Origin of the sequence: Streptomyces sp. NRRL S-495 (genome assembly GCF_000966955.1) — a bacterium.
GTDB lineage: Bacteria > Actinomycetota > Actinomycetes > Streptomycetales > Streptomycetaceae > Kitasatospora > Kitasatospora purpeofusca.
This window is the reverse complement of the sequence record NZ_JZWY01000360.1, coordinates 1-10,862: the sequence shown is the minus strand read 5'-3', so window position 1 is coordinate 10,862 and position 10,862 is coordinate 1. Positions and strand designations below refer to the sequence as shown.

7 protein-coding genes and 1 pseudogene are annotated in these 10,862 nt (G+C 75.4%); 1 reads left to right on the top strand and 7 read right to left on the bottom strand.

Going from position 1 to position 10,862, the window contains the following annotated elements; translation table 11 throughout:
- A pseudogene (locus VR45_RS18940) lies at positions 1-180 on the top strand (hypothetical protein); the annotation flags it as partial.
- A gap of 88 nt (positions 181-268) precedes the next feature.
- On the opposite strand, the gene VR45_RS18935 reads toward VR45_RS18940, so the two are convergent.
- The 7 genes from VR45_RS18935 to infB all read right to left on the bottom strand — a co-directional run.
- Positions 269-1,213 carry a bifunctional riboflavin kinase/FAD synthetase gene (locus VR45_RS18935; RefSeq protein WP_078896655.1) on the bottom strand — a complete coding sequence of 315 codons (945 nt, stop codon included), beginning with the start codon at positions 1,211-1,213 and terminating at the stop codon, positions 269-271.
- Between the two features lie 65 nt (positions 1,214-1,278).
- Entirely contained in the window at positions 1,279-5,001 is a 3,723-nt protein-coding gene (locus tag VR45_RS18930; RefSeq protein WP_052709202.1) for a hypothetical protein, read from the bottom strand.
- A gap of 212 nt (positions 5,002-5,213) precedes the next feature.
- Positions 5,214-6,143, bottom strand: a complete 930-nt coding sequence (gene truB / locus VR45_RS18925; protein ID WP_045940975.1) for a tRNA pseudouridine(55) synthase TruB — start codon at positions 6,141-6,143, stop codon at positions 5,214-5,216.
- A 127-nt stretch (positions 6,144-6,270) separates the two neighbouring features.
- The gene (locus VR45_RS18920) at positions 6,271-7,383 is read right to left on the bottom strand and encodes a bifunctional oligoribonuclease/PAP phosphatase NrnA (RefSeq protein WP_078896654.1); all 1,113 of its coding nucleotides are present in this window, start codon (positions 7,381-7,383) and stop codon (positions 6,271-6,273) included.
- A 2-nt stretch (positions 7,384-7,385) separates the two neighbouring features.
- Entirely contained in the window at positions 7,386-7,829 is a 444-nt protein-coding gene (gene rbfA, locus VR45_RS18915; protein WP_045940974.1) for a 30S ribosome-binding factor RbfA, read from the bottom strand.
- Positions 7,830-7,982: 153 nt separating this feature from the next.
- Positions 7,983-8,279 (bottom strand): DUF503 domain-containing protein, encoded by a 297-nt coding sequence (locus tag VR45_RS18910; RefSeq protein ID WP_045940973.1) that lies wholly within the window; start codon positions 8,277-8,279, stop codon positions 7,983-7,985.
- Between the two features lie 136 nt (positions 8,280-8,415).
- A partial coding sequence (gene infB / locus VR45_RS18905; protein WP_107084217.1) for a translation initiation factor IF-2 occupies positions 8,416-10,862 on the bottom strand: 2,447 nt, incomplete at its 5' end.

Genomic DNA, 10,862 nt, shown 5'->3' with positions numbered 1-10,862 from the left:
CCCCCGCCCGGCTACGGCTACCCGCCGCAGCAGAGCGCCCCGCCGCAGCCGCCGGCGCCCGAGTGGCAGCAGCCGCCCGCCCCACCGGCCGGCGGTGGCTACGGCCACCCCCAGCCCGAGGAGGGCCACCAGCCGCCGCCCGGCTACGGCTACCCGCCGCCGCCCGCGCAGCAGCAGTAGCAGTAGCAGCAACAACAACGACGACGAACGCCGAGGGCCCGCCGACCTCCATGGTCGACGGGCCCTCGCGTGTGCTCCGGCGCGGCGGTCAGCCGGCGTCCGTCAGCTCCCGGGCCCGCTTCACGTCGTCGGCCATCCGGTCCAGCAGCGCCTCGATGGAGTCGAACTTCTCCATCCCGCGCAGGTACACCAGGAACTCCACCGCCACGTGCAGCCCGTAGAGGTCCAGGCCGACCCGGTCGATGGCGTACGCCTCGACGGTGCGCGCGGTGTTGTCGAAGGTCGGGTTGGTGCCCACCGAGATCGCGGCCGGCATCCTCTCGCCGTCAGCCGTCAGCCAGCCCGCGTACACGCCGTCGGCCGGGACGGCGCTGTGCGGCACGGTGTCCACATTGGCGGTCGGGTAGCCCATCTCGCGGCCGCGCTGCGCGCCCCGCACCACCTCGCCCTCCACCCGGTGCGGGCGGCCCAGCACCTCCGCCGCCCCGGCCACGTCGCCGGACGCCACCAGCCGGCGGGTCAGGGTCGAGGAGAACGGCTCGCCGTCCCCGACGGTGCCGCGCACCTGGAGGTCGACCACCTCGACGCCGCAGTCCGCCGCCCGGCCCAGCTCGGCCAGCAGGGCGACGTTCCCGGCCGCGCGGTGGCCGAAGCGGAAGTTCGGCCCCTCGACCACCAGACAGGCGTGCAGCGCGTCCACCAGCACCTGCCGGAAGAACTCCTCCGGCGACTCCTTGGAGAACTCGGTGGTGAACGGCAGCACCAGCACGGCGTCGACGCCGAGCTCCTCGATCAGCTCCGCCCGGCGCGGCTGCGGGGCGAGCAGCGGCGGGTGGGTCCCCGGGCGGACCACCTCGCTGGGGTGCGGGTCGAAGGTGACCACCACCGAGCGCACCCCCCGCTCACGGGCGCGCTCGACCACCCGGTTGATGATCAGCTGGTGTCCGCGGTGCACCCCGTCGAACGAGCCGATGGTGACGACGCTGCGTCCCCAGTCAGCGGGGATCTCCTCCAGGCCACGCCAGCGCTGCACCTGACCGCTCCTTGTTCCCTACGGCGCGTACCTTCTGTACGCTCAAACGCTCAAAACCCGAACCCCTATAGCGTGCCATGCGCCTGTCCGGAGTTCGGCACCGGAAGGCAGGTTGGCCGAACCGCCGGGTACCGGGCTCCCCCGCCCGGCGGCCGGGCGGCCCCGGCGCCGCCGGCCCGCTCGGCCTCCGCAGCCGCGTACTGCGGGTCCCGGCCGGCCGCGACCAGGGCACGCAGCCGGTCCAGCCGCGGCCCCACCGGACGGGCCGGCCGCTCGTCCTCCGGCCAGCGCGCCAGCAGCGCGGCGAACTCCGCCGACCGGCCGGCGCAGCGCACCAGCAGCCCGTCCGCGCCCGGCAGCGCCGCCGCCGCCCTGACCACCACCGCCCGGGCCCGGGCCGGCCGCTCCGCCGCGCAGTGCTCGGCCAGCCCCGCGAGGGCGGCGGCCAGCACCTCCGGGTCCCCCTCGGTGGCCAGCAGGGTGTCCAGCAGCTCGCAGCGCAGCGCGTCCGCCACCGGGTCGGGCACCGGGCGGGACAGCACCTCGGCGAACGGCCGCCGGACCGCCGCCGCGCGGGCCGCCAGGGCGCCGCTCAGCAACACCCGCAGCTCCAGCCGGGCGACGGCGCCCTCGACCGCGCCGCGTGCCAGCCGACGGCCCAGGTAGTCGACGGCGACCGGACCGGCCAGTTCCGGCCGCTCGCGCAGCAGCCGGGCGGCGAACTCGGCACCCCGCCGGGCGGCCAGCGGTGCCCGGGCGTCCGCCAGCACCCGCAGCGTCCCGGCCACCGGCGCGCCCGGCCGCGCCGCCGCCCCGGGCCCGCCCAGGCGGTCGGCCAGCGCGGCCAGCACCGGCTCCGGGTCGCTCTCCAGCGCCGGGGCCAGCGCCCGCGCGGTCAGGAAGCGGTCCTCGCCGCCCCGGTACACGGCCAGTGCCGCCGGCAGATGGACGGCCCGGCTCCCCGGCTCCCGCAGCAGCAGGGCGAGCGCGGCGCCGTGCAGGGCCGGCTCCTCCTCCCTGGCCAGCAGGGCCAGCGCGGTGAACCGCAGCAGCTCCGGCCCGGCGCCACGGGCGTACGGGGCGGCGTGCAGCGCGTGCACCGCGGCGGCCACATGGCGTTCGGGCCTGGGGTCGTGGCTCCAGCGGTCGACAGCCCGGCAGAGCGCCGAGGGCTCCTCGACCGCCAGTACGGCGAGCAGCGCGTCCGCCCTCGGGTGCGCGGCCCCGGCCAGCATCTCGGTCAACTCGTCCAGGGCCAGGGCCCGGTGGGCGAACAGCAGGTCCTGCGCGAGGTCGGCGACGGTGCTTCCGGGCCGGGCCGGCAGGCCGCGCGGATCGTCGAACCACCCGCACAGCAGCGGCAGCACCCCCGGCGGATCGGCGCGCAGCCGGCCGGCCACCGCGGCGAGGAACGGCCGGTCCGGCCCGTCGGCGGCCACCAGCCGCCGGAACAGCGCGAGTTCGTCCTCCGCCGGCAGCCCGAGACCGGACCAGAAGGACGGCCCGAACCGGCCCAGCCCCTCCGCCGGAAGGCGCTCGAACCCGCCTGCGGCGGCCGCCCGTTCGACGATCCGCTCGGCCAACTGCTCCAGCAGCGGCCGGTGTTCGGCGAGGTCCTGACCGGCCCACCAGCCGGGTTCGCTTCCAGCGGGGCGCAGGTCCACGGCCCGCCAGATCCGGTGCAGCCACGGATCCAGCGCCGGGGCGCCCCAGGTGGAGCCGACCCGCCGCAGCGCCGCGACCACCGGGCCGATCCGGTGCCGCGGCACGGTCCGGACCCCTGCGGGCGGACCCCCGCCGGGCCCGGGGGGAGTGTCCTCGGCCTCGCCGAGCAGCAGCCGCAGCGCCGCGTCCAGGTCCAGGTGCAGGCCCTGCAGCCAGTCGGCGAACTCCCCGTGCGCGAAGCGGTAACCGGGGCCGGCCGGTACGAACAGCCTTTCCGCCAGCACCGCCGTCGCCCAGCCGCCCGCCACCGGGAACAGTTCCTCGAACACGGCCCGGGGCAGCGCGCCCTGCTCGGCGCCCAGCATCCGCCGCGCCGCCTCGTGCACCCGGCCGGCCACCGCCGCCGCCGTCCGGCGCACCCGCCCGGCGGACACCCCGGCGGGCCGGACGGCGCCCCGGCGGTGGGCGCCCGGCCGCCGGGGGCGACCGTCCTCGGCGAGCCGCTGGGCCACCCGCAGGCAGCACAGGTCGAGATGGGCGGCGAACAGCCCGGTGCGGCCCACCGGTTCCCCACGCAGCCCCTCCGCCCACAGCTCCCCGGCCAGCCGGACCGCCAGCGGGTGCCGGGCGTCCTCCGCGGCCGGCCAGCCGGGCGGCACCCCGTACCGCCGCCGCACCCGCTCCGCCGCTTCGGCGGGCAGCGGCCCCAGGCGCCGCACCACCACCCGGACGGCGCCCGCACCGCGCCCCGGCCCGCCGGCCGACGAGCCGAGCTGCGTTCCGAGCGGCATTCCGACCGGCACCAGGAACTCGCCCTCGGCCCCGCCCGGCGCCAACCGCTCCCAGGCCTCCTCCCCGCAGGCGGTCAGCAGCCGGGCCCCGCCCGCCGCCAGCCAGTACGCCGAGGCCCGCAGCCAGTCGGCGTCCAGCGGCACCGGCGACTCCTCAGGACCGTCCAGCACCACCAGCAGCGGCCGCCCGGCCGCCGCACAGAGCGCGGCCACCGCCCCGGGGCCGGGCGGTGCCGGCACCTCCAGCTCCGCCGAGGCCGACCCCAGGGCCCGCTCCACCGCGTCGGCGAGGGAGGCGTCCCCCGGCCCGAGGTCCGCCCCGCGCAGCCACACCGTGGGCCGGGGGCTCTCGCCGTCCCCGCGGCGTACGGCGACGGCCGCCGCCTCGGTGCTGCGGCCCGTACCGGCCGCCCCCACCAGCGCCACCACCCCGGCCTCCGCCGGGCCGTCACCGCCGGAGGGACCGCCGGAGGGACCGCCGTCCACCAGCAGGTCGGCCCACTCCGCGAGCCCGTCCGGCCGGTCCACCCGGTCGGCCGCCAGCGCGGCGACCCGGTCCGGCCCGGCCCCCGCCGCGGCCAGCTGGGCGGCGGCCAGCCGCAGCACCCCCGCCAGATTGAGCGCGCTCCCGTACGCGGGCACCTCGGCCGCGTTGCGCGCCAGCGCCTCGGCGAGTTCCGGCACGTCCACTCCGACGGCGGTCACCGGAACGGCGGTGGGCGGCCCCGGCCGCCCCGGGGTCCGCAGGCCGGGCGCGACCACGGCCACCACCGTGCCGCCGGCGGCGTCCAGCACCGGCGCCCCGGCCGGGACCACCGCCGCGTCGGCCGCCGAGGGCACGTCGAGCAGCAGCACACCGTCGATCAGGTGGAAGCGGTCGGCCTGCGGGTACACCGCCCCGGTGGTCGCCGCGAGGCCGCAGCGCAGCAGTACCGTCCGCCCGTCCGCGCGCCCCTCGCCCCGGACCGGGACGGGCACCAGCAGCCCACCGCCGTCCCCGGCCGCCGGCGGCGGGCCGACGGGCAGCGGCGGCACGGGCAGCCCGCCGACGCTGTGGGTGTGCAGCAGGGCCAGCCCCTGCCCGGGCAGCGGCCGCACGTGTTCCGGGCCCAGGACCCTGGTCTGGCCCCCGAAGAGGTGCAGGACGATCCCGTCGAGTCCGGCGACCGTCTCGTGCGCGGTGAGGACGGTGCCCAGCGGGTCGAGCACGAAGCCCAGCCCCCGCGGCCGGCCGTCCCGGTCGTGGATCCGCAGCAGCCGACGGCCGGGGTCGCCCGCCGCCGTGCCGTCGTCCTCCCCCGGCAAGCCCCTGAAGCCCAGCAGTCCCGGCATGCCCGCAGCCCTCCCCGCAGGCCCGGCCGGCCCTGGAGTGGACGCGTCGCGGCGACCTGCGCGCCGCGGGGGAGCCTGCCCGGCGCGGGCGCGGACGGACCGCGCCCACGCCGTTCACGACCGCGGTTCACCTCGTGCGCTCCCCCGCGCGGGTGAACTTCCCCCCGACGACGCCCGGTACTGCACCGGTACCGCGCCGGTTCAGCCCCGGTTCAGCCGACGAAGACGGCGACCGGCCGGGCCTGGCCGGCCTGCTCCTCCACCAGCGCCAGGAAGGTGCCGTCCGGGCCGAACACCGCGATCGGCCCGTCCACGCCCATCCCCGGGGCCTTCAGCCGGGCGCCGTGGGACAGCTGCTTCGCCTGGTCGGCGTCGAGGTCCCAGCGCGGGAAGGCAGCCGCCGCCGCGGCGGCGATCGGCAGCACCTCCAGCCCGGTGGCCGCCTCGCCGGTCACCGAGGCCTCCAGCTGCTCCAGGGTGTGCGCCGACTCCACCCCGTACGGCCCGACCCTGGTGCGCCGCAGCGCGGTGAGGTGCCCGCCGACGCCGAGCCCGGCGCCGAGGTCCCGGGCCAGCGCCCGGATGTAGGTGCCGGAGGAGCACTCCACGGTGACGTCCAGGTCGACCACCGGCGTGCCGTCCTCCGCGACCGCGGCACGCCGCTCGTGCACGGTGAAGGAGTGGACGGTGGTCGGCCGGGCGGCCAGCTCGAAGTCCTCGCCCTCGCGCACCCGGGCGTAGGAGCGCTTGCCGTCGATCTTGATCGCACTGACCTTGGACGGCACCTGCATGATCTCGCCGGTGAGCGCCGCGACTCCGGCGGCGATGGCCTCCCCGGTCACCCCGTCGGCCGGGGTCGAGGCGGTGACCTCGCCCTCCCGGTCGTCGGTGACGGTGGTCTGGCCGAGCCGGACGGTCGCCTCGTAGGTCTTGGCGGTGAGCATCAGATGGCCGAGCAGCCGGGTGGCCCGCTCGACCCCGATCACCAGTACGCCGGTGGCCATCGGGTCGAGGGTGCCGGCATGGCCGACCTTCCGCGTCCCGGCCAGCCACCGCAGCTTCGCGACCACCCCGTGCGAGGTGATGCCCTCCGGCTTGTCGACGATGACCAGGCCGTCCGGACCGGTGCCTTTGCGCTTCATCAAGTTCTTTCTGTCAAAGCCCTGCACAAAACGATCAACCACAGGCTGCCAACCTACCGACCGCACGGCCCCGCCGACCACGCAGCACGGCTGGCAGCCGGCGGCGGTGGGCGGAGGCGCCGGCGGATCAGTCCCGGCGGGCCCGCAACGCGGCGCGGAACCGCTGCACCACCACGTCGACGTCCTCCCGGGCGGAGAACCCGGCGGCGTAGACGTGGCCGCCGCCGCCCAGCTCCGCACAGGCGGCCGCGACGTCCACCGCACCCTTGGAACGGGAGGAGCCGCGCAGAGTGCCGTCCGGGTCCTGCTTGAGCACCAGGGCCACCTCGGCCTCGGCCGGGCGGCGCAGGATGTCGATCAGGCCCTCGATCTCCTCGACGGTCACGCTGAACAGCACCAGCTCCTGGTACGGCACCCAGGTCCACACCAGGCCGAGGCCCTCCGCCGCCTCCGGCTCGTAGACGGCCCGGTCGAGCGCGCCGGCCAGCACCTTGAGGTAGCCGAAGGAGGAGGTGTCCCACAGCTGCCGCGAGATGAGGTCGTGCCGGATGCCGGTGGCCAGCAGCCGCCCGGCAAGCTCGTGGGTGGCGGGCGTGGTCGCCCGGTACCGGAACGAGCCGGTGTCGGTCGCGACACCGGTGTACAGGCAGGTGGCCAGGGACTGGTCCAGTTCGACGCCCAGCCGGCGCAGCAGCTCGTCCACCAGCACGGCGGTCGCCGGGGCGTCCGGGTCGATCAGCTGGTGGGTGCCGAAGCCGGGGTTGGAGGCGTGGTGGTCGAGGACGACCAGCACCGGGGCCGCGAAGGCCTTGTCGTGCAGCAGGCCCAGCCGGCTCTCCGCGGCGACGTCGAAGCAGAGCACCAGCTCGGGGGTGTCGGGCACCGCCGAGGCCGGCACGATCAGCTCCTGGCCGGGCAGGAAGGCCAGCGACTCGGGGACGATCTGCGGATCGTCGCCGAACGAGACCCGGACCTCCTTGCCGAGGCCCTTCAGGGCCAGCCCGGCCGCCAGCGCGGAGCCGAGCGCGTCGCCGTCCGGGCAGATGTGGCAGATCAGGTCGATCGAGCGGGCCCGGCCGATCTCGGCGACCACCTGCTGCCACAGCAGCTCGAATCCGCTCTCCTCGGCGCGCGGCCCCGGAAGCACCGCGAGGGCACCCTCCACCATGTCGGTGGAGGATGCCCCCGTGGTCGAACCGGTACCGGCTGCCGAACCGGCCGCCGCCGGCTCACCCGCCATGACTACTCGTCCTCGTCGTCACGCTCGGACGCCGGAACCTTGTACGGGTCCGCGTCGCCGGCGAAGGCCGCGCCCGCGGCGCTGGTGCGCACCGCGGCGTCGATGGCCCTGGCCCGGTCGAGCAGGTCGTCGATGTTCCTGGCGTTCTCCGGCAGGGCGTCCGCGACGAAGGTCAGCGTCGGGGTGAAGCGCACCCCGGTCTGCTTGCCGACCTCGGAGCGGAGCACGCCCTTGGCGCTCTCCAGCGCGGCGGCCGTGGCCTCACGCTCGGTGTCGTCGCCGAAGACCGTGTAGAAGACGGTGGCCTCGCGCAGGTCCCCCGTCACCCGGGCGTCCGTGATGGTCACGAACCCGAGTCGCGGGTCCTTGATCCGGCGCTCCAGGGTCTGGGCGACGACCACCTGGATGCGGTCGGCGAGCTTGCGCGCCCTTGCGGTGTCGGTCACGTTGCCTCCTCGTGCAGTGGGCCGAGTACTCGGGCGTGCTGCGCGCCCATCGGGGCCCATGCCCCAAAGTACCGGCCCGCGCCCAGCCTTGTGGGCGCTCTCGGTCCTGATCTGTGTGAGAACGGCGACTCGCGCCGTCCGCGTCCACAGTTCTCATTCGTCGTCGTCGTTGTGGTAGCGCCTCCTGGCGGAGAGCAGCTGAACCTCGGGGCGGCCGGCGACAAACCGCTCACAGCTGTCCAGGATCTCGGTGATGTACCCGGCTTCGCCGGACACCACCGCGAGGCCGATCTCGGCCCGGCGGTGCAGATCCTGGTTCCCGGTCTCGGCAGCGCACACGCTGTACTTGCGCTGCAGTTCGGCCACGACGGGCCGCACGATCGACCGCTTCTCCTTGAGCGAGTGGACGTCGCCCAGCAGCAGGTCGAAGGTGAGTGTTCCCACGAACATGTGTGACAGGTCAGAGCCGACCTGGAAGGCCTCGGGGAGCGGTTCCCGAACGGGACCGCTCCCCGGACCCTACACAGCAGGACCGGGGCCGGTCGACGGAAATACCACCCGTCGACCGGCCCCGGCAGCCACTCGCTTACGCGCGCGGCTTCTCGCGCATCTCGTAGGTCTCGATGACGTCGTCGACCTTGATGTCGTTGAACGACCCCAGGGTCACACCGGCCTCGAAGCCCTCGCGGACCTCGGTCGCGTCGTCCTTGAAGCGACGCAGACCCTCGATGGTGAGGCTCTCCGCCACGACCTTGCCGTCGCGCAGCAGGCGGGCCTTGGTGTTGCGGCGGATGATGCCGTCGCGGACCAGGACACCGGCGATGTTGCCGAACTTGGAGGAGCGGAAGACCTCGCGGATCTCCGCGGCGCCAAGGCGCACCTCCTCGTACTCCGGCTTGAGCTTGCCCTTGAGGGCGTTCTCGATCTCCTCGATCGCCTGGTAGATGACCGAGTAGTACCGGACGTCCACGCCTTCCTTGTCGGCCGCAGCGCGCGCACGGCCTTCGGCGCGCACGTTGAAGCCGATGATGATGGCGTCCGAGCCCATCGCCAGGTCCACGTCGGACTCGGTGATGGCACCCACACCGCGGTGCAGGACCCGGAGCTCGACCTCCTCGCCCACGTCCAGCTTGACGAGGGCGTCCTCGAGGGCTTCCACCGAACCGGAGACGTCACCCTTGATGATGAGGTTGAGCTGCTCGATGGAGCCGGCGGCGATGGCCTTGTCCAGGTCCTCCAGGGACACCCGGACCCGACGCTGCGCGAAGGCGGCGTTGCGGTCGCGGGCCGAGCGCTTCTCGGCGATCTGACGGGCGGTGCGGTCCTCGTCGACGACGATGAAGCTGTCGCCGGCGCGGGGCACCGAGGTCAGACCGAGCAGCAGCACCGGGCGGGACGGGCCGGCCTCGGCGAGGCTGTTGCCGTTCTCGTCCAGCATCGCGCGGACGCGGCCGTAGGCGTCGCCGACCACGATCGAGTCGCCGACGCGGAGGGTACCGCGCTGCACGAGGACGGTCGCCATGGCACCGCGGCCCTTGTCGAGGTGGGCCTCGATGGCGATACCCTGCGCGTCCTGCTCGGGGTTGGCCCGCAGGTCGAGCGAGGCGTCCGCGGTCAGGACCACGGCCTCCAGCAGCTGCTCGATGTTGAGGCCCTGGCGCGCGGAGATGTCGACGAACATGGTGTCGCCGCCGTACTCCTCGGCCACCAGACCGAACTCGGTCAGCTGACCGCGGACCTTCGTCGGGTCGGCGCCCTCGACGTCGATCTTGTTGACGGCGACCACGATCGGCACACCCGCGGCCTTGGCGTGGTTGAGCGCCTCGACCGTCTGCGGCATGACACCGTCGTTGGCCGCGACCACCAGGATCGCGATGTCGGTGGACTTGGCACCACGGGCACGCATGGCGGAGAACGCCTCGTGACCCGGGGTGTCGAGGAAGGTGATCGGGCGCTGCTCGCCGTTCACCTCGGTGACCACCTGGTACGCACCGATGTGCTGGGTGATGCCACCGGCCTCGCCGGCCACCACGTTGGACTTGCGGATGGCGTCCAGCAGGCGGGTCTTACCGTGGTCGACGTGACCCATGACGGTGACGACCGGCGGGCGCGGGGCCAGCTGGTCCTCGTCGCCCTCGTTGGCACCGAAGTCGATGTCGAACGACTCCAGCAGCTCGCGGTCCTCGTCGTCCCGGCTGACGATCTCGAGCTGGAAGCCCATCTCGTCGGCCAGCAGCTGCAGCGTCGCGTCGGAGACCGACTGCGTCGCGGTGACCATCTCACCGAGGTTGAACATGACGGAGACGAGCGCGGCCGGGTTGGCGTTGATCTTCTCCGCGAAGTCCATCAGCGAGGCGCCGCTCGACAGGCGAACGGTCTGGCCGTTGCCGCGAGGCAGCATCACACCGCCGACGGACGGGGCCTGCATGGCCTCGTACTCCTGGCGCTTCGCCCGCTTCGACTTGCGACCACGGGCCGGACGGCCACCGGGGCCACGGCCGAAGGCACCCTGCGTGCCACCACGGGCACCCGGGCCACCGGGACGGCCGCCGAAGCCACCCGGACGCGGACCGAAGCCACCGCCGCCGCCCGGGGCACCGCCACCGGGACGGGGGCCGCCGAAGCCGCCACCGGCCGGACGCGAGCCCGGACCGGCCGGACGGCCCTGGAAGCCCGGACGGGCGCCACCGGCACCCGGACCACCCGGACGGCCACCGGGGCCACCCGGACCACGGCCACCGGGGCCGGGACGCGGGCCCGGACCGGCCGGACGCTGCGGCATCATGCCCGGGTTCGGACGCGGCATGCCCGACGGGGTCGGACGCGGGCCGGCCGGACGGGGCATGCCGTCGGGACGCGGAGCACCGGCACCGGGACCACCGGCACCCGGGGCACCCTGGCCACCGGGACGGGGACGGTCGCCACCCGGACGGGGAGCACCGGCACCCGGAGCACCCTGACCACCCGGACGCGGACGGTCGCCACCGGGACGGGGACGGTCGCCACCCGGACGGGGAGCACCGGCACCCGGAG

What these genes read in the sequence shown, in the direction of transcription:
- truB (WP_045940975.1), bottom strand. Translation starts at nt 6,143, where the DNA reads ATGAAGCGCAAAGGCACCGGTCCGGACGGCCTGGTCATCGTCGACAAG.
- VR45_RS18910 (WP_045940973.1), bottom strand. Translation starts at nt 8,279, where the DNA reads ATGTTCGTGGGAACACTCACCTTCGACCTGCTGCTGGGCGACGTCCAC.
- VR45_RS18930 (WP_052709202.1), bottom strand. Translation starts at nt 5,001, where the DNA reads ATGCCGGGACTGCTGGGCTTCAGGGGCTTGCCGGGGGAGGACGACGGC.
- VR45_RS18920 (WP_078896654.1), bottom strand. Translation starts at nt 7,383, where the DNA reads ATGGCGGGTGAGCCGGCGGCGGCCGGTTCGGCAGCCGGTACCGGTTCG.